This is a genomic window from Prosthecobacter gellanilyticus, assembly GCF_007992435.1.
Lineage (GTDB): Bacteria > Verrucomicrobiota > Verrucomicrobiia > Verrucomicrobiales > Verrucomicrobiaceae > Prosthecobacter > Prosthecobacter gellanilyticus.
This window is the reverse complement of sequence record NZ_BKAG01000017.1, coordinates 34,903-54,595: the sequence shown is the minus strand read 5'-3', so window position 1 is coordinate 54,595 and position 19,693 is coordinate 34,903. Positions and strand designations below refer to the sequence as shown.

Annotated in this window: 14 protein-coding genes; all 14 read left to right on the top strand. The window is 60.9% G+C overall.

What is annotated here, in order from left to right; translation table 11 throughout:
• The first annotated feature begins 71 nt into the window (after nt 1-71).
• Nucleotides 72-707, top strand: a complete 636-nt coding sequence (locus BGE01nite_RS13285) for a hypothetical protein (RefSeq protein WP_146850960.1) — start codon at nt 72-74, stop codon at nt 705-707.
• A 15-nt stretch (nt 708-722) separates the two neighbouring features.
• The gene (locus tag BGE01nite_RS13280) at nt 723-3,410 is read left to right on the top strand and encodes a serine/threonine protein kinase (protein WP_146850959.1); all 2,688 of its coding nucleotides are present in this window, start codon (nt 723-725) and stop codon (nt 3,408-3,410) included.
• A 118-nt stretch (nt 3,411-3,528) separates the two neighbouring features.
• Nucleotides 3,529-9,153: a PQQ-dependent sugar dehydrogenase gene (locus BGE01nite_RS13275; protein WP_146850958.1), complete on the top strand. Its 5,625-nt coding sequence runs from the start codon at nt 3,529-3,531 to the stop codon at nt 9,151-9,153.
• An 83-nt stretch (nt 9,154-9,236) separates the two neighbouring features.
• Nucleotides 9,237-9,833 carry a group I truncated hemoglobin gene (locus BGE01nite_RS13270; protein ID WP_146850957.1) on the top strand — a complete coding sequence of 199 codons (597 nt, stop codon included), beginning with the start codon at nt 9,237-9,239 and terminating at the stop codon, nt 9,831-9,833.
• 154 nt (nt 9,834-9,987) lie between these two features.
• A complete protein-coding gene (locus BGE01nite_RS13265; RefSeq protein WP_146850956.1) occupies nt 9,988-10,185 on the top strand; it encodes a hypothetical protein in 198 nt (65 codons plus the stop codon).
• Nucleotides 10,163-12,553: a cytochrome-c oxidase, cbb3-type subunit I gene (gene ccoN / locus BGE01nite_RS13260; protein ID WP_146850955.1), complete on the top strand. Its 2,391-nt coding sequence runs from the start codon at nt 10,163-10,165 to the stop codon at nt 12,551-12,553. Before BGE01nite_RS13265 ends, ccoN begins: the two co-directional genes overlap by 23 nt.
• A 5-nt stretch (nt 12,554-12,558) precedes the next feature.
• The gene (locus BGE01nite_RS28990; RefSeq protein WP_170266772.1) at nt 12,559-12,711 is read left to right on the top strand and encodes a hypothetical protein; all 153 of its coding nucleotides are present in this window, start codon (nt 12,559-12,561) and stop codon (nt 12,709-12,711) included.
• A 9-nt stretch (nt 12,712-12,720) separates the two neighbouring features.
• A complete protein-coding gene (locus tag BGE01nite_RS13255) occupies nt 12,721-13,323 on the top strand; it encodes a cbb3-type cytochrome c oxidase N-terminal domain-containing protein (RefSeq protein ID WP_146850954.1) in 603 nt (200 codons plus the stop codon).
• 9 nt (nt 13,324-13,332) lie between these two features.
• Nucleotides 13,333-14,766 carry a cytochrome c oxidase accessory protein CcoG gene (ccoG, locus tag BGE01nite_RS13250; protein WP_146850953.1) on the top strand — a complete coding sequence of 478 codons (1,434 nt, stop codon included), beginning with the start codon at nt 13,333-13,335 and terminating at the stop codon, nt 14,764-14,766.
• A complete protein-coding gene (locus BGE01nite_RS13245; protein WP_146850952.1) occupies nt 14,741-14,926 on the top strand; it encodes a hypothetical protein in 186 nt (61 codons plus the stop codon). The genes ccoG and BGE01nite_RS13245 overlap by 26 nt, the downstream gene beginning before the upstream one ends.
• Nucleotides 14,923-15,615: a sulfite exporter TauE/SafE family protein gene (locus BGE01nite_RS13240; protein ID WP_146850951.1), complete on the top strand. Its 693-nt coding sequence runs from the start codon at nt 14,923-14,925 to the stop codon at nt 15,613-15,615. Before BGE01nite_RS13245 ends, BGE01nite_RS13240 begins: the two co-directional genes overlap by 4 nt.
• A 10-nt stretch (nt 15,616-15,625) precedes the next feature.
• Nucleotides 15,626-17,971 carry a heavy metal translocating P-type ATPase metal-binding domain-containing protein gene (locus tag BGE01nite_RS13235; protein ID WP_146850950.1) on the top strand — a complete coding sequence of 782 codons (2,346 nt, stop codon included), beginning with the start codon at nt 15,626-15,628 and terminating at the stop codon, nt 17,969-17,971.
• Nucleotides 17,968-19,038, top strand: a complete 1,071-nt coding sequence (locus tag BGE01nite_RS13230) for a sensor histidine kinase (RefSeq protein ID WP_146850949.1) — start codon at nt 17,968-17,970, stop codon at nt 19,036-19,038. The genes BGE01nite_RS13235 and BGE01nite_RS13230 overlap by 4 nt, the downstream gene beginning before the upstream one ends.
• Nucleotides 19,035-19,691, top strand: coding sequence for a response regulator (locus BGE01nite_RS13225; protein ID WP_146850948.1), 657 nt, complete (start codon nt 19,035-19,037; stop codon nt 19,689-19,691). The genes BGE01nite_RS13230 and BGE01nite_RS13225 overlap by 4 nt, the downstream gene beginning before the upstream one ends.
• Nucleotides 19,692-19,693 lie beyond the last annotated feature (2 nt).

Genomic DNA, 19,693 nt, shown 5'->3' with positions numbered 1-19,693 from the left:
CCATCCTGTAACAAGGGCCCAGATTCCAGTTAGACCTTCTTTGTTCTCCGGATTTCGCTCTCTCTCCCATCATGCGTCGCTCATTGTCACTCCTTGTCCTGCTGGCCCTGGCAGGCTGCCAAACCGCGCCCGTGGGGGATCCCACGGAGCTCGATGGTCCCATGTTTGGCGCGAAGAAGGAGACGAGCTTTTACATGATGCCCGAGAAGGGAGATCTGCGCCTGCGTGACATCGCCACGGTCGCGCGCGTGATTCGCAAGCATCGCACGCTGGCTGCAGCGGAAAAGGAACTGCTGCGCCGCTCTGCGCAGATGCAGTTCAACGGCCTCATCGCCCTGGAGATCCAGCGTTTGGAGCCGAAGTATGAGCCGCTGAAAGCCGCAGCACGCCGCAGCCTGCCGCCGGAGCAGGCTCGCAAGAAAGTGGCGGAGATCGAGCGCGACCAGCAGCGTGAGGCGCTGAAAAACATCGCCGCGCGCATGGGTGAGAACATCGCGGTGCCCGTCTCCAGTGGCGCGAACAAATCCCTCATGGCCTTTGCCAGTGTGGATGAGGGCCGTCTCGAGATCGCGGATGCTCTCTATGAGGTGGATGTGCCGGTGGCGAAGCTGCCCGCGAAGTCTGCCATCTCCGGTCCGAAGGGCGAGGTCGCCGCGCTGCTCTCGGATGACGTCATCGATCTTCCATCCTCTCCGGGCAATCCCTGATCATCCTCGCTGCTCATGGACGAAGACACCTTCACCACACGCATCATTCCGAAGACACCTGCTCCGGTGGAGAAGGATGCGGCGGCGCTTTTTGGCATCGGTCTGGAAGATGAGCTGCCGATGGATGATGACAGCACGATCATCGTCTCCAAGCCCACTCCGACGGTCATGCCGAGGCTCTCGGAAGGTCCGGGTGACTACATCGGCCGTTACTGTCTGGTGAAAAAGCTCGGCGAGGGTGGCTTCGGCTTTGTGTGGAAGGCGGAGCAGTATGAGCCGATCCGCCGCGAGGTGGCGCTGAAGGTGATCAAGGCGGGGATGGACAGCCAGGAGATCATTGCGCGCTTTGACACAGAGCGCCAGGCACTGGCGCTGATGGACCATCCGAACATCGCGCGCGTGCTGGATGCAGGTGCCACGGACTCAGGCAGGCCCTACTTTGTGATGGAGCTGGTGAAGGGGCCGCCCATCACTGACTACTGCAATGAGAAGCGCCTCACGCTGCGCCAGCGGTTGGAGCTCTTCATCCCCATCTGCCAGGCCGTGCAGCATGCGCATCAGAAGTCCATCCTTCATCGTGACTTGAAGCCTTCGAACATCCTGGTGTCGGAGATCGACGAACGTCCGGTGCCGATGGTGATCGACTTCGGCATCGCGAAGGCGCTGGGCACCAATGGCACGGACCAGTTTTCCAAGGACATGATCCAGACGCAGGCGGGTGTGATCATCGGCACGCCGCAGTACATGAGCCCGGAGCAGGCGGGCCTGAACAACCTGGACGTGGACACGCGCAGTGACATCTACAGTCTTGGTGTCATCCTCTATGAGCTGCTGACAGACGAGACACCGCTGCCGATGGATGTCGCGCGCCGCTCGCCGATTGATGAAGTGCTGCGGCACATCCGTGAGGAGGAGGCGAAGCGCCCGAGCAGCCGGCTCATTCATGTCACAGAGAAGTCCCGGACCACCGCGCAGATGCGCCACACCCAGGTGCCGCGGCTCACGCAGGCGCTGAAGCGTGACCTCGACTGGATCGTGCTGCGCGCGCTGGAGAAGGACCGCGACCGCCGCTATGACACGGCCACAAGCCTCATGCTGGACATCCAGCGTTATCTGAATGACGAGCCTGTCTCGGCCACGCCGCCGAGCATGGCCTACAGGTTTATCAAGATGGTTAGGCGTCATCGCAAGATGGTGGCGGCTGCGGCCCTGATCGTGCTTTCCCTGGTGCTCGGGCTTGCCGGCACCACGTATGCCTTGCAGCGGGAGAAGGAGGCGCTCGGACGTGAGGCTGTGCAGCGCCAGGCGGCTGATGCCGCCCGTGTGCAGGCGGAGGAATCGCAGAAGCAGGAAGCCGCCGCCCGGTTGGTGGCGGAACAGCGTCGTTTGGAAGCCGAGAAGGCCCGTGCGGCTGAGTCGCAGGAGCGCGCCCGGGCCATGGCATCAGCAGAAGCGGAGCGCCAGGCGAAGGAAAAAGCGGAGGCTCTGATCGAGGACATGCTTATCGACCTCCGTGGGAAGCTGGTGCCGCTGGGCCGCACGGCCTTGCTCGCCAGTGTGGCAGAGTCAGCGGAGAAATACTTCGCCGATCTGCCGGAAGGCTCGCTTACGGATGCCCAGTGGCGGCAGAGGGCGATGATCGGCGAGTTCCGTGGCATGATCGATCTCAGTCGTGGTGATGAGAAAAGCGCCCAAACCAAATTTGATTCCGCGTTCACCATCCTCTCACGCCGTGTGCAGGAGAAACCACAGGAGGCCGACCGCCTGCGTGATCTCGCGGTCGCCAGCCAGGGAGTCGGTGTGGCGTATGAAGAGCGCGGGCTGCTGCCTGCGGCACGTCGCATGTTTACGCAGCAGCTGGAGCTGCTGGAGAAGATGCGCAGCATGCCTGCGCGCGGCCAGCTGGTGACGCATGATCTCGCGGTCGCCCATGCGGCGATGGCGCGCATCGAAGCTCATGAGGAGCATTGGGAGGAGGCCCGCCAGCATGTGGAGAAGTCGCTCGCGCTTTATGCCACGGATCTCGCGGCTGCCCCGTCCAATGCGATGCTCCAGCGTGACTATGCCACGGCCTTGGAACAGCAGGCACAGATTGAGAAAAAGAATGGAGACAAGCCCGGAGCCCTGAAATCTCTGGACCAGGCGCTGGACCTGCGCCGCCGTGTGGTGGCTGCGGGAGGCCAGGATCATGGTTATCAAAGGCAGCTAGGCGTGACTCTGGAGCGTCTGGCGGATGCGATGCAGGACTCAGGAAAGAACAGTGAGGCGCAGGAGCACCTCAAGGAACGTCTCCAGATCGCGACGAGTCTTGCCAAGGGGGATCCGCTGGATGCCACGCTGCAAACGGACCTGCTCTCCGCCCACGAGCACCTGGCTTTGTCCTTTGAGTCGGAGAAAAACTGGAGTGATGCCCTGCCGCACCGCCTGGCTGTGGTGCAGATGTCCCGGGACAAGGCGCGGTCGGATCCGAATGATGTGGAGGCCCTCGCCGCCGTGGTCGAGGCTCAGCATCATCTGGCGCATGTGCTGCTTTCCTCCGGGGATGCGGCCCAGATCCCTGCGGCCACCAAGACCCTGGATCAGGCGCATGCCATCTTGGAGCAGCTCGACCAGGCAGGCCATGGCAAGGTCGTGAAGCCTGCCGTGCGTGAGTCCATCCAGCAGGCCCGGGAGGGTCTGGCGAAGCTGAAGGGCAAGGGCTGAGGCAGGGGGGCTGGCGGCTGGTCATTTATCCAAACTTGTGAGCTTGGCACCCTGGGGTGCGTACCCCACCATCTGGACGCGACCTGCCGACCTGACCACCCGTCGCCCGATCCTGACCATGTCTTTCGCGCGCCCCTATCTCTTCCTGCTGCTTGCGTCCACGGCCTCTGCCGGGCTGCTGCCGCCTTCGTCGCCCTATGTGGTGACGGGTGGAGTGGTGGAAGGTCAGGCGGAGGACTACCACGCCAAGGCCACTGCGAACGGCGACCAGTGGCTGGAGGCTCCTACGAATGCGGTGGTACCCACAGGCGTGACCTTTGAGAATGCCACCGGCACGGGAAATCTCTTCATGCAGGTGCAACCGGACAATGGCCCGGGTTCCGTGCCTTATTCGGGCGCAGGTTCGGGACCTTCGATCGACTACTACGTGCAGTTCACCGTGCCGGGGACCTATCGTCTGTATCTGCGCTGGGACGGGCATGATGGCGCTTCAGACTCCATCTATGCAGGCATCACCGAACTCGCGGATGGTGTGGGAGGCACGAACCCGGACTGGTATGAGGACTACAATCACACGACCTCGGATTTTGGTCAGCAGAACTGGGATGGCAGCGGCGAGGCGGAGGCCAACGTGGCCGCGCCTGCGCAGAATGCCATGACCTTCACCATCCCTGGTAGCGGCATCTACACGCTGCGAATCGTCGGTCGTGAAGATGGCGTGGCGCTTGATTCCTTCCGCATCCAGCTCGCGAGCATGCAGGATCCGAATCCGGTGGCTGTGGCCGGGAACAACGTCATCATTGGCTCGGACAGTTTCACCTATGCAAACGGGGCCATCGCGAATCGCAACGGCGGCACGAACTGGGATTTCGACAACACGACGAACAACAACGCCTTCATTGGTTATACCCATGCGGCCCCCTCCACCTGGGATGCGGTGTTTGGCACGCCGACCATCGCGACGAACAAGCTGACGACGCAGGATTCCGCCGCGAAACGCGAGTATGGCTCGCCTTCGGAGATCAATGGCTCGATCAATCAGGACGGAGGCAGCCGTTACAAGGCCGTGTACTACCGTGTGCAGATGACCCGTGCTGCTGGCGCCACATGGAGCGGCGTGAGCTCGTATGACTTTGCCAATGAGCGTGTCTTCTTCGGAGTCGCGTTTGATCCCAACCCGACCAGCGGCGTGCGTGAGTTTGCCATCGGTGAGAACGGCACGTCTTACACAGGCATCCCCGTCGTGGATGGGCAGACCTACACGCTCGTGGCCAAGGTCGACTTCTTGAACGACAAGATATCGCTCTGGGTGAACCCCGACCTCACGCAGCCGGAAAGCGCGCCGAATGCGGTGCGTACGTACATCAGCGATAGCTGGAGCAGTGCTGTCCGGCTCGGCAGCGGTGGCGGCGCCGCCACGACCTGGGATGATGTGACCGTGGGCACCAGCTGGAAAGCGCTGCAGCGTGCCTATCCGCAAAACATCACTGCCACCGGACCTAACCAAATTGTCGGCATGGACAATTTTGATTACGGCGATGGTAACATCGTCGGCCACGACAGCGGCACGGGCTTTGATTTCGACAACCAGAACGGTGATGCCTTTGTGGGTCACACACAGGTCGCCAGCAACTGGGACAACGTGGATGGTTTTCCTTATATCTTCTCCAACCGTCTCGCGACCTGGAATACCAGCGTGAAGCGTGAGTTCAATGCCACGGAAGCCAATGGCACTTTCAGCAGCGCCGGAACCTCGCAGTACAAGACCTTGTACTATCGCTTCGAGATGAACCGCAGCGCGGCGAATGTCTCATGGAGCGGCCTGAGCCTCTATGAGAACAACACGGAACGTCTCATGTTTGGCGTGCCGTTTGCGCTGAATCCCTCCAGCAACCGCCGTGAGATCGGCATTCACAATCTGGGTGCGAACCAGTGGAGTTACACGGGCATGGCACCGGTGGCGGGATTGAAATATCAGATCGTGGCCAAGGTGGACTACGCGGCAGGTCTCGCCTCCATCTATGTGAATCCGGATCTGACGCAAGGCGAGCCAGCACCCTCAGCCACGCTGGCTTTTGCCAATGCGACAACCGCCATTCGTTTCGGCTCCGGTGGTGATTCGCCGACCTACTGGGACAAGTTGGTCGTGGCCACCAGCTGGGGCGCGGTGCAGGGCATCACGTATCCGACTTCTACCGCAACGACTGGCACGGATCTCATCATCGGTGGCGATACCTTCACCTATGCGGACGGACCCGTCGCGCTGCGCAAAGGGGGCGAGCATTGGGATTTCCAAAACACGGTGCCACCGGTTTACAGCAATGACGTTAGCGACTGGGATGTCTCTTTTGGTTCGCCGGTGATCACGACGAACAAGCTGACCACCTGGGAGAATGGTGCGGTCCGTCAGTTCAATGGTGTGGAGGCTGAAGGTGCCATCAATGACGCCGCCACGTCTGCGTTCCAGGGTGTGTATGTGCGCTTTGAAATGAGCCGCAGTGCCGGTGCTGCGTGGAGCGGCATGTCCCTCTATGATTTCGGCAATGAGCGCTTCCTCTTCGGCGTGCCCTTTGCGGTGAACCCGACCTCCGGTGTGCGTGAGTTTGCCATCCATGATCTGGCCAGCGGTCACACCTACTCGGGTGTCGCTCCGGTGGATGGACAGAACTACACCGTCGTCGCGAAGCTGGATCTCACGGCAGACAAGCTGACGATGTGGGTGAATCCGAATCTGAATCTTCCAGAGGCATCCAACACACCTGTGGCACAGCGCCCTTACACGGGTGGGAATTGGATCACTGGGCTGCGTCTCGCCTCGGGTGGATCTGCTGCCACGACCTGGGACAATGTGGCTGCTGGCACGAGCTGGCGCAGCCTGCAAAGTGCCTTCGGTCCGCCGACAGCTTTCCCGGATACGGTGACGATGCGGCATACGAAGAAGGCGCTGCTCGATGTGCGCCGCAATGATGCTGGCGCAGGGAGTGTGGAGATCGTCACACCTCCGACGAGCGGAACCGCGAGTGTGGATGGCAGCGGCCGCATCTTCTACCATCACACCACGGGCACGCCTGCGAATGACACACTGACCTATCGTCTGCTCGGCCTGAATGGGCAGAACTCGGCTCCGACGACAGTGACCTTCAATTTCACGTCGAACCTGCGGATCGCCAATGCCACGAGCGTGGTGCCGTTGACAGCGCCGGCGACAGGTCTTGCGGTGGTGGACTCCACGCCCGGAATCAACTTCACCGCGCCAAGCTGCTTCAGTGCGGTGCCTGGCAGCACGGACAAGGTCCTGGTCGGTGAACGTAATGGCAAGATCTGGCTCATTCCGAATATCCACGCAGCCACGCCTACCAAACAGTTGTTTCTCGATGTCGCTGCCGTGGTCAATCCGCGTGCGACGGAAGACTTTGAGGATGATGGCAATGAGCTTGGTTTGAAGGGGCTCGCGCTGCATCCGAATTTCGCGACGAACCGGCAGGTCTTCGTCACCTACAACTTCCTCATCAGTGGTGCCAAGTATGCCCGCGTGGCCCGCTTCACCGCGGTGAATGGAAATCTCGATCTTGGCGATGTCGCTAGCGAACAGCCCTTCGTCACACAGGCGAATCCCTCCAGCATTCATAACATCGACTCCTGCCATTTCGGGCCGGATGGCTATCTCTACTGGTCTGCAGGTGATGCAGGCGGCCTCAACGATGGCAACAGCAACTCGCAGCGCATCGACAAGGATTTCTGGGCGGGCATCTTCCGCATTGATGTGGATCGTCTGCCAGGCAACCTCGAGCCGAACGCACATTCAGCCATCGCGTTGAATGGCGGCGTGGCCTACTTCAAGGTTCCGGCGAACAATCCCTTTGTCGGCGCCACGACCTTCAATGGTCTCGCACTTACCGGCACGCTGCGCACCGAGATCTACGCCATCGGCTTCCGCAATCCCTGGCAGTTCAGCTGGGATCCGCAGGCACCCTATGAGATGTGGGGCGGTGAGGTGGGTCTGGATTCCTGGGAAGAGGTGAATGTCATCACGCCTGGTAGCAATTATGGTTGGGGCTACTTTGAAGGGAACGCGCAAGGTCCGCGCACCAGTCCTCCTGGAGGTTTCTCACCCACGGCACCACTTTGGACCTACTTCCACGGCGGCGGCGTGCTGGAAGGCAAGAGCGTCACGGGTGGTCTGGTGTATCGCGGCACTCGCTATCCGACTCTCACGGGCAAATACATCTTCGGCGACTTTGTCAGCGGTCACATCTGGTCTCTGACACGCAATGGGGTGAACCCTCCGACCGTGGAGCGCATCACGGGTGAGGCCGGTGTGGTGGCCTTCATGCTGGATCCTGATCCGGCCACGGGTGACATCCTCATGCTCGACTATGGTGATGGCAAGGTGCGCCGTCTCACCACACAGACCGTGGACACAAGCTTCCCGGCGAAGCTGAGTGACACGGGGCTCTTTTCCGATCTTAGCGATCTTTCCTTCAACCCGGGCATCGAGCGCTATGATGTCAACCTGGCCTTCTGGAGCGACTACGCTCGCAAATCCCGTTGGTTCATGCTGCCGAATAACAGTGACACCTTTGGTTATGTCGAGGAAGGCAACTGGAACCTGCCAACCGGCGCGCTCTTCATCAAACACTTCGACATGGATCAGACGCGAGGCAATCCCGCAACCGCGAAGCGGCTGGAGACTCGTCTGCTGGTGAAGAACGCCACGGGGAGCTATGGCGTGAGCTATCGCTGGAATGACGCAGGAACAGAAGCCTTCCTGGTGGATGATGGCGGTGCGGATTTTGACATGAACATCACCATCAGCGGCACGCCGACGGTGCAGCACTGGCGCATCCCGAGCCGCTCGGAGTGTCTCGCCTGTCATACACCTGCGGGTGGTCATGGTCTGAGCTTTGAAACAAGGCAGCTCAATCATCCAGGCACGCTGGGCGGAGTCTCGGGGAACTTCCTGGAGCTGATGAAGAACGCTGGCTACCTGAGCAATGCGCCGGTTCAGTTCAATAGCCTGCCAAAATATGCCACGCCGACAGACAGCTCACAGACTTTGGAGACGCGTGCGCGCTCATGGCTGGCGGTGAACTGCTCGTATTGCCATCAATACGGTGGCACGGGCATCGGTGCCTTTGACATGCGGCCAGAGCTGTCTCTCACACAAACGACCTTGATCGATGCTCATGTGGGCAATGTGCAGGCGGCGCATCATCGGGCCATCGTGCGCGGTGACAACACGGCGAGTGTGATCTGGAACCGTCTCAGCGCCTCCAATGGTTACACGCGCATGCCGCCGCTGGCCACTGCGGTGGTGGATCCGGAAGGTGTGCAGGTGGTGATGGACTGGATCAACTCCATCGCAGGCCGTCAGAGCTATGCGGAATGGAGGCTGGCGCAGTTTGGCAGCTCCAGCAGTCCACAGAGTGATCCGAACTTCGATGCGGATGGTGATGGCGTGAGCAATCGCGATGAGTTCCTGGCGATGACGCATCCTTTGAACGGAGCTTCGATCTTGAAACCTGAGATCACCGTCTCGTCCGGCAATGTGGCGATCCAGTTCCCCAACCTACAAGGCCGCCTGATGCGTGTGCAGACGACGACGGACTTCACCAGCTGGTCGATCTGGGATGTGGTGGGGAACAACGGGCTTCCTGCTGCGCCCTCAAACCCGACGCGCCAGTTTGTGGTGCCATTGGACGGCACGCGCCGCTTCTTCCGACTCTCGGTTGAAGAGCAGTGAGGACAATTCTGGGACACTGTCGCACAAGAGCGGGTTGGTTAGGTCGTGGATGAACGACGTTATGGGTTTCCAACCACCCAACCATGAAACTGATTCTTTCTTACTGTGCCAGCGTTATCCTGGTTCTGTCCCTGCTCGTGAATGCCGCGCTGGCCCTCGATCCAGCCAGCATTGCAGGCGAGACCCAAGCGAACACCCTCTGCCCTGTCAGCAACAAGGCCGTGAACCCGGCGATCACCGTGGTGTATGAGGGCCGAACCTGGGCCTTCGCGGAAGAGGCCTGCAAGACGCAGTGGGAGAAGGCGCGCGCCGAGAGCCTGTATCAGCAGCTCGGTGGCAAGGCCGCCATCGATGCCGCCGTGGAGGCCTTTTACGTCAAGGTGCTGGCGGATGAGCGTGTGAAGCACTTCTTTGATGATGTGAGCATGGAGAAGCAGCGCCGGAAGCAGAAGGAGTTCCTCTCCGCAGCGCTCGGAGGCCCTCTGCCATGGACTGGCAAGGACATGCGCAAGGCTCACGCAGGCATGGAGATCAAGGAGGAGCACTTCAATGCCATCGCCGAGAACCTGGTGGCGACCCTGAAGGACCTGAAGATCAGTGATGAGATGATCGGCAAGGTCATCGCCGTGGTGGCGACGACGAAGGATGATGTGCTGAATCGCCCCAAGAAGGCGGAATAAGCCTATCCTTGAAGCAATATTGGCAAGGCCTCGCAACGTGAGTTGCGGGGCCTTTGCGCAAGATGAGGGCAGGCATTGGCAAGGAGAGTGGAGCCGTGAGGAACGAGCTGCGCTTTCTTGGCAGCAAGCGTGAGCCGGGTCTCCGCACCATCCCATGGAAGTCTTTGCCGTCACCATCTTCGTCAGCCTCATGTTCGCCGTCTTGTTTGCGGCGCTGTTTCTGGCAGAGCGTGCGCAAAAGCGACGTGCAAGCCTCGAGCAAGTGGCGCTGCTGCCGCTCGATGATGCCGGATGTGGAGTGATCCCGGCCGCGAGCCGCCCCCTCTCTCATGAACGCCACCGCAGCTGCTAAAGTTCCCGTCGAATACAATGACAAGGTCGTGCGCCAGTTCCTGCTGGCCTCGGTGATCTTTGGCGCCGTGGCGATGCTCGCTGGTGTGTTCATTGCGAGCCAGCTGAACTACCACGAGCTGAATCTCAAGGAGTGGCTGACCTTTGGCCGTCTGCGCCCGCTGCACACCAATGCGGCCATCTTCGCCTTCGTGGGGAACATGATGTTCGCGGGCATCTACTACTCCACGCAGCGCCTGTGCAAATGCCGCATGGGCAATGATACGCTCTCATCGATTCACTTCTGGGGCTGGCAGCTCATCATCATCGCGGCGGCGGTCTCTCTGCCCCTGGGCTTCTCACGTGGCAAGGAATACGCGGAGTTGATCTGGCCCATCAATGTGGCCGTGGCGGTGATCTGGGTGGTGTTTGGCGTGAACTTCTTCCTCACGTTGCACAAGCGGAACGAGCCGAGCCTGTATGTGGCGCTGTGGTTCTACATCGCCACGATCGTGACGGTGGCGATGCTCTACATCGTGAACCATCTGTCGATCCCGACGAGCTGGACTCATAGCTACGGCATCTTTGGCGGCGTGCAGGATGCGCTGGTGCAGTGGTGGTATGGGCACAATGCGGTCGCCTTCTTCCTGACGACTCCGATCCTGGGCATCATGTACTACTTCCTGCCGAAGGCAGCGGAGAGGCCGGTGTACTCTTATCGCCTGTCGATCGTGCACTTCTGGTCACTGGTGTTTCTGTACATCTGGGCGGGACCGCATCACTTGCTGAATACAGCGCTGCCGAAGTGGCTGCAGATGCTGGGCATGTTCTTCAGCCTCATGCTGTGGGCACCGAGCTGGGGCGGCATGCTCAACGGCCTGCTCACTTTGCGGGGCGCGTGGGACAAGCTGCGCACGGATCCGGTGATCAAGTTCTTCATCGCAGGTGTGACCTTCTACGGCATGGCCACCTTTGAGGGGCCGCTGCTTTCGATCCGTGCGGTGAACTCGCTCTCGCACTACTCGGACTGGACCATTGGTCATGTGCATGCGGGCGCTCTGGGCTGGAATGGCTTCATGGCGGCGGGCATGTTTTACTGGCTGGCGCCGAGGCTGTGGAATACCAAACTTTACTCCACCAGCATGGCGAACTTCCACTTCTGGATCGGCACGCTGGGCATCCTGCTCTACGTGGTGGCCATGTGGATCAGCGGCATCATGCAGGGGCTGATGCTGAACCAGGTGACCGCTGATGGACTGGCGCTGAAGAACACCTTTCTGGACACGCTGCAGGCCATTCGCCCTCTGATGGGGCTGCGCGTGATCGGCGGTGCGATGTTCCTGGTGGGCTGGATTGTGATGATCGTGAACCTGTGGAAGACCATCCGCAGCGGCAAGCCGGTGAATGAAGTGCGCGAGGTGGCCGTGATCCAGCGCGGATCGGGAGACACGATGGGCGTGAAGGAGACTTTCTTCAACGCGCCCACGACCTGCACGCTCGGCGCGCTGTTCCTGCTCATGGGCTGGATCTTCCTGCCTCCGGGTGCGGATGTGGCGGCGCTGGTGGGCACGGTCATCTTCACTTTCATGGCCATCCGCCGTGCCACGCAGAACAGCGAGAACTGGGCCGGCTGGTATGACAAGCTGCTGAGCAACTATCTGCCCTTCACGGTGCTGACTTTCGTGGCGGTGGTGATCGGCGGGTTGCTGCAGATCGTGCCGACGGTGACGGTGAACAATGCGAAGAACGTGGAGGATCGTGTGCAGAAGCTGTATGAGCCGCTGGAGCTTGTGGGCCGTGACATCTATGTGAGCGAAGGCTGCTACAACTGCCACTCGCAGATGATCCGCACGCTGGTGCCGGATGTGATGCGCTACGGTGACTATTCACGTCTCGGCGAGAGCATTTATGATCACCCCTTCCAGTGGGGATCCAAGCGCACGGGGCCTGATCTGGCGCGTGAAGGCGGTGTGCGCCCCGATTCCTGGCACTACGAGCATATGATGAATCCGCGCAGCATGTCTCCGCAGTCGAACATGCCGAGCTACGCGCACCTGAAGGACAAGGCCTTTGATCAGAAGACGCTGCCGAAGAAGATCGCGGTTATGCGCCAGCTCGGCGCGCCGTATCCGCCGATGGATGCCACGGAGATCAAGATGAAGGCGCTGGAGCAGGGGGCGAAGATCGCCACGGAGCTGAAGAAATCGAACATCGTCGTACGGCCTGACAGCGAGATGGTGGCCGTCATCGCCTACCTGCAAAAGCTGGGCCAGTTCGATGCTGTCGAAGAGGAGGCGATCCAGGAACTGCCGAAGCCAGGCCTGCCCTTCCCGCTGAAGCCGGTGATCCCGGACAGTGTCCGCAAAGCCTCGCCACCCCTGGCCAACTAAGCCCCATGTACAAGCGCATCATTTACGAACACTGGCACGTGATCGTGCCGGTCGTCTCCTTCATCACCACGGTGACGGTCTTTGGCATCATGACCCTGCGCGGGTTGCTGCTGAGGAAGGAGAAGGCGCGGCGCATGTCCAACCTGCCTCTCGAATAACCCCAAGCCATGGACACGAAGAAACCTTCCGCACCCTCCGAGCCCGTGCTGCGCGAGCACGTCTACGACGGCATCCAGGAGTATGACCAGAAGCTGCCGAGGTGGTGGCTCTTCACGCTCTACATGGCCATCGCCTGGTTTGTGGGCCACTGGTTGTTTTACTATCAGTTAGGCTATGGCAGCAGTGACACGGTGGCGATTGACCAGGCCATGGCGGAGATGCAGACCGCGCGCGAGAAGCAGATGGAAAGCATCAGCGATGCGCAGCTCTGGGAGATGTCCCGTGACCCGAAGATCGTGGAAGCAGGCAAGGCCACCTTCATGACACCGGGCATGTGCGTGACCTGCCATGCGCCGGATCTGAGCGGCACTCTGGCCGGAGCGAAGCTGCCTGGACTGCCGCTGAGTGATCAGGAGTGGAAGCACGGCGGCACACCGCTGGAGATCTTCAAGATTGTACGCAGGGGATCACCTGACGTCACGAAGGGCATGGCCGCCTGGGAAGGCGTGCTGGGAATGCAGCGCGTGGGGGAGGTGGTGGCCTTTGTGCTGAGTCATCACCAGGAGGGCGAGCCCATCACCCGCGCCCCGGATTCGCCGCCTGCCAAGTAACCACCAGTCATGCCTGTCAACCGTCCCAATCTCGTCACGCTTGGCTCCATCCATGAGGATGGCCGGAAGAAGACGCTGCACCCGGCGGATGTGAGCGGGAAGTTCACCCGCGCACGCAGGCTCGTCGCGCTGCTGCTGATGGTGATCTATGTGGCGCTGCCATGGATTCCCGTGAATGGCTATCCAGCCGTGTTTCTGGATGTGCTGAACCGCCGGTTTCACTTCATGGGGCTGACACTGGCCGTGCAGGATCTGTGGGTGGGATTCTTCCTGGTCACGGGGCTGGGCTTTGGGCTGTTTTACGTCACGGCTTTCTTTGGACGTGTGTGGTGTGGATGGACCTGCCCTTACACGGTGTTTCTGGAGCATGTGTATCGCCGCATTGAGCGGATGATCGATGGGGATGCCGCGGCGCGGCGGAGGCTGGACGCGGCGCCTTGGGGTGTGGGGAAGATCACGCGACGGGTGGTCAAGCATGCGCTGTATGTGATCGTGTCACTGATCGTGGCACATGTGTTTCTGAGCTACTTCGTCTCGCTGCGCGGGCTGTATGACATGATGCAGGAGTCTCCGCAGAAGCATGCGGTGGCCTTTGGCGTGATGACGGTGATCACGGCAGGTTTCTACGGAGCCTTCAGCTGGTTTCGTGAGCAGTTCTGCGTGATCCTTTGCCCCTATGGCCGCATTCAATCCGCCTTGAGCGATGACCACACGGTGACGATCGGCTATGACAAGAAGCGTGGCGAGCCGCGAGGCAAGGTGGACATGAAAGGCGCGGGTGATTGTGTGAACTGCCTGCGCTGCGTGCAGGTGTGCCCCACGGGCATCGACATCCGCAACGGCCTGCAGATGGAGTGCATCGGCTGCGCGGCCTGTGTGGATGCTTGCGATGACATCATGCTGAAGCTGGGGCGGAAGCCCGGGCTGGTGCGCTATTCGTCCTTCGTGGCCTTCATGGGCGGGAAGACGCGCTTCGTGCGCGGCAGGACCATTCTTTACACGGCGTTGCTGCTGCTCGGCTTGGGTGTTTTTGGTTACGCCGCGAACCGCATCGAACCTCTGCGCGCGAATGTCCTGAGGATGCAAGGATCGCCCTACTATGTGAATGCCGGTGTGCTGAGGAATCAGTTTCTCGTCCGCCTGATCAACAAGCGCAATGAGGCACGCACCTTCACCCTGGCCATGGAGGGTGATCTGCCAGCGGGCCTTGCAGCGGCAGGGGCAGATGCGCCGATCACGATCTCCGCCCTCGGTGAAGAATTGAAGCCGCTGATGATCACGCTGCCGCAGACGGGCTTCACCAAGCCGTTCATGATCAGCCTGCGAGTGACGGACACGGCGGATGCCAAAAGCTACGTCACGAAACCCTTTGAGTACACCGGGCCGGATCCACGGCTCAATTCTGATGCCTACCTCGATGCCCGACAATACCTCCAGCAGTGATGGGGTGCTTCCCCACGGCGTCATCGCCTCCAGGCCATGGCTCTGGGTGGTGCTGGCCTTTCTGGTGCTGCTCAGCGCCTGGTCGACGCTGTTCTACATCGCCTATCACAACCAACCTGAGTCCGTGCCGCTGGTGAAGGTGGCGCCTGTTCATCCATGATGCAGATCGACACCAGCGCCGCAGCCTTCATGGCGGGCATCGTGACCAGTGTGCACTGCGTGGGCATGTGCGGACCGCTCTCATGCTCCTGGGCCATCTCATCGAAGGATGGTGGCTTCATGCGCAACACAGCGTTCTATCATGCGGCGCGACTGCTCTCTTATAGCATTGTGGGAGCCATCGCGGGTGGTGTGGGCAGCGTGCCTCTCGGGTTTTTCCAGCATGGCGCGGGCATCGTGCTGCCGTGGTTGATGGTGCTGGCTTTTGTCATCGTTGGCCTGGGGCTGGATGCGTGGCTGCCGAAGCCGCGTCTGCTGAGCCGCGGGCTGCGCAGGGTGCAGACAGCGGCCTTCCGGCTCAAAGGTGGTGTGCGGGCGAGCCTGCTGGGCTTTGCGACTCCGCTGCTGCCCTGCGGGCCCTTGTACATGGTGTTTGCGCTGGCGCTGGCAAATGGTAGCAGCGTGCGCGGCGCGGAGTTCACCTTGTCCTTTGGGCTTGGCACGCTGCCGCTGCTGTGGATCGCGGAGACACACCTGCACTGGCTGGGTGGCCGGCTGCAACCTGCGACGATGAAGAAACTGCAGCGGGGACTGGCGCTGGTCACGGCGGTGATCCTCGCCTGGAGGCTGCGTGATACTCTGGACTTCAGCAGCACAGAGGTGCCGAGCTGCTGCCACGCGCTGAACTGAAACACGAACCATGAGTGCCCTCTGCCAACACTGCGGAACTCCGGTGCCTGCCACGCGGAGTGATGGGTTCTGCTGCTCAGGCTGCCTGCATGTGCATCACATGCTGCATGAGCATGGACTGGAGCATTTTTATCATCTCAAGGCAGGGCAAGCGGTGCCGCCCGTATCGGCGCAGGCTTTGCGAGAGCAGGACTACGAATGGCTGGAGGCAGCCAGCAAGACGGCTGAGGCTGTGCGAGTGAATGACAGCACGGCCGTCGAGCTGAGTGTGTCCATCCAGGGGCTTTCGTGCATGGCCTGCATCTGGCTCATCGAGCGTGTGTTTGCCAAGATGGGCGGCACGCAGATCCATGTGGACATGACCCGTGGCGAGCTGCGCTTTGGCTGGGAGCCGGGGAAGTTCAGTCCGGTGGAGTTTGCACAGGAGCTGCAGCGCTTCGGGTATCTGCTGGGCGCTCCCCGAACGGATGCAGGAGGTGCGGCTGACAACGATCTCGAGCGGCGCACGGGACTCTGCGGAGCCTTTGCGATGAATGCGATGGCGTTCTCGCTACCCGCTTACTTTGGTATGCCGGCGGACTTTGCCTTTGCGCGTTCCTTTGATCTGGTGGCGGCTGCTTCAGCCACCCTGGCGTTGCTGGTCGGTGGCAGTTATTTTGCCATGCGTGCCTGGCGTGCGCTTCAGGCCGGTGTGCTGCATATCGACACACCGATCACGCTGGGTATCCTGGCAGCTTATGCGGGATCGATCATTGGCTGGCTGTGTGGGGAGGGCGGGCTGAAGTACTTTGATTTTGTGGCGATGTTCATCTTCCTCATGCTCGGAGGCCGGCTGGTGCAGCAGATGGCCGTGGCGCGGAATCGCCGCAGGCTTTTGCGTGATCCATCGATCCCCGAGGAGAGCCTGCTGCGAGAATTGCGTGCAGGTGCTGAGTTCACCGTGAAAGCCGGGCAGGCCGTGCCTGTGGCGGCAAAGCTGGAGGATGCGCATGCAAGCATCAGCCTGGAGTGGATCAATGGAGAGAGTGATACGTGCACGCGCTCTGCGGGACAGCTTCTGCCTTCCGGCGCGCTGAATGCAGGCACGCAGGCGCTGCATGCGATTGCTCTGGAGACTTGGCGGGAGTCGACTCTGTGCACACTGCTGGAGGCCAGGCGTGGTGGTGACTCGCGTGATCTGCGATTGGAGAGACTGTTGCGCGGTTATCTCATCGTGGTGGTGCTGGCGGGAGTCATCGGCGGGCTTTGGTGGTGGCTATCGACGGATGATTGGACACGTGCCGTGCAGGTGATGATCTCGGTGTTTGTGGTGTCATGCCCGTGCGCGCTCGGTGTGGCCATGCCGCTGGCGGATGACATCGCCGCGAGTCGTGCGGAGAGGCATGGTGTGTTTGTGCGCAGCCTGGGTTTGTGGAAGAAGCTCACGCAACTGAGCCAAGTCGTGTTTGACAAGACAGGAACGCTGACGCTGGAGAATCCGGTGCTGGTGAATGCTGATGCTCTGGACAAGCTGGATGCATGTGCGCAGCAGGCGCTGCGTCATCTCACGAGCGGGAATCTGCATCCCGTGAGCCGATCGCTGTTTGATGCGCTGGCGCATGTGCCTGATGCGAGCCATGAGGCGGAAGTCCTGGAGGAGGCGGGACATGGGCTGAGCTTTCAGGATGCGGATGGCCGGATGTGGGCTCTCTCTCGGCCTGTGGACGCTTCTGCGGATGCGGTGTTTACTCGCGATGGCGCGGTGATCGCGGCGTATCGGTTTCGGGATGCGCTGCGGGCGGAATCGCGTGATGAAATGGCGGCGCTTCGAGAGAGAGGGCTTCAGGTACGGATATTGAGTGGTGACCGGGAGGCCAAGGTGGCGGCCACGGCGGCGCAGCTGATGTTGCGTCGTGATGAATGGCAGCACAGCCTGACGCCTGGAGACAAGGCGGCGTGGATCACGGCGCACGATGCGCCGCACACGGTGTATATTGGCGATGGAGCCAATGACAGCCTGGCCTTTGACGCGGCCTTGTGCGCGGGCAGCCCGGTTTCAGGGAGGAGCTTTCTGGAGCACAAGGCAGACTTTTATTTCCTGGGTCACAGCATGCGCTTCATGAGCCGGCTGCTGGGAATCGCGGACACGCATCGGCTCGCGGTGCGGCTGGTGTTTGCGTTTTCGGTGACCTATAATGTGGTAACGGCCATCACGGCCCTGATGGGGCATTTGAGTCCGCTTTTGGCGGCCATTCTCATGCCACTGAGCTCAGCGGCCACGCTGTCACTGGTGGCGCTGATCTTTCGCTCGCGCACAGCGCGTGAAAGCAGTGATGGCATGGAGGCTGTGACTGTGCAAACTAACCTCGCCGCATGAGTGACCCCACACCGAGCATCGCCGACCTGCATCGAGAGCTGGAAGCCAGCCAGATGCGGGTGCACGGCATTTTGGAGACGGCGGTGAATGCCATCATCACGATCAGCGAGCGGGGCATCATCGAGACGGTGAACGCCGCGGCGGAGCGCATCTTCGGCTACACGCGCGAGGAGATGATCGGTCAGAACGTGTCCATGTTGATGCCCACGCCCTACCGTGAGCAGCATGATGCCTATCTGGCGAACTACCGGCACACGGGCCAGCCCAAGGTGATAGGCATCGGGCGCGAGGCGATTGGCAAGCGGAAGGATGGCAGCACGTTCCCGCTCGATCTTTCGGTGGGGGAGGTGAAGCTGCCAACGGGACGCATTTTCACGGGTATCATCCGTGATCTCACGGATCGGCGGAAGCTGGAGGAAAAGATCCTCTCCATCAGCGAGGAGGAGCAGGCGCGCATCGGAAGAGACATTCATGATGATCTCTGCCAGCAGCTTGCGGCCATCGGCTGCCTAACCAAGGTTGTTTATCAGAGGTTGACGGCTTCGAACAGTCCCGAGACATTGCAGCTAGCGGAGATTGCGCGCCTGATCACCAGTGCGAATGTGCGTGCGCGGGAGATGTCGCGCGGATTGATCCCGGTGGTGCTGGATGCGGCGGGGCTCATGGCGGCACTGGCAGACCTGGCCAGCAGCACGGAGCGCATCTTCCGCATTTCATGTCCTTTCCGCTGTGATCTGCCCGTCGAGGTGGCGGACAATAAGACGGCCACCCAGCTTTACCGCATCGCCCAGGAGGCGGTGGCGAACGCCATCAAGCACAGTCATGCGGAGCGCATCGAGCTCAGCCTGGAGCTTGAGGATGGCATGATCGTGCTGACGATCCGAGACAATGGCCGTGGCATGCCTGAGGGTGATGTGCGCCAGGGCAGCGGGCTGGGACTGCTGACCATGAATCATCGCGCGCGCATGATCGGCGGCACGCTGACGATCATGCCTGATCCTCTGGGCGGCACCATTGTGCAGTGCCACGCGCCTGATCTCTCTCCTCATCCAAGTTCTGACTCATGACTCCCTGCCGCATCATCCTCATCGACGATCATCCCATCATGCGGCATGGCCTGGCGCAGCTCATCCGCATGGAGCCTGGGCTGGACGTGTGTGGCGAGGCAGGCAGCGCGCATGAAGGTCTGCAGGTCGTGGAGAAGCTGAAGCCTTGCATCGCCATCGTGGACATCACGCTGCCGGACAAGAGCGGTCTGGAGCTGATCAAGGACATTCATGCGATGTATCCAGAGACGCAGACGATCGTGCTCTCCATGCATGATGAATCCTTGTATGCGGAGCGTGCATTGCGCGCAGGAGCACGAGGTTACATCACGAAAGAGACGGCTGCGGAGACCTTGATCCATGCGATCCAGCGGGTGCGCGGTGGCGGCATCTATGTGAGTGAAGCCGTGGCGAGCCGCATGCTGGAGCAAGTGACGGGTCAGCGTGGCAAGACGGGAGCGGCCGGTGTCGAGCAGCTCACGGATCGTGAACTCGAAGTGCTGGCCATGATTGGCAAAGGCACGCCGACGAAGATCATCGCGGAGAAGCTGTGCATCAGCGCGCGCACGGTGGAGGCGCATCGCGCGCACATCAAAGGCAAGCTCGGGATCACGGATGGGCCAGCACTGGTACGCTATGCGGTGCAGTGGGTGGAGAGCCGGGTCACGACCTAGAA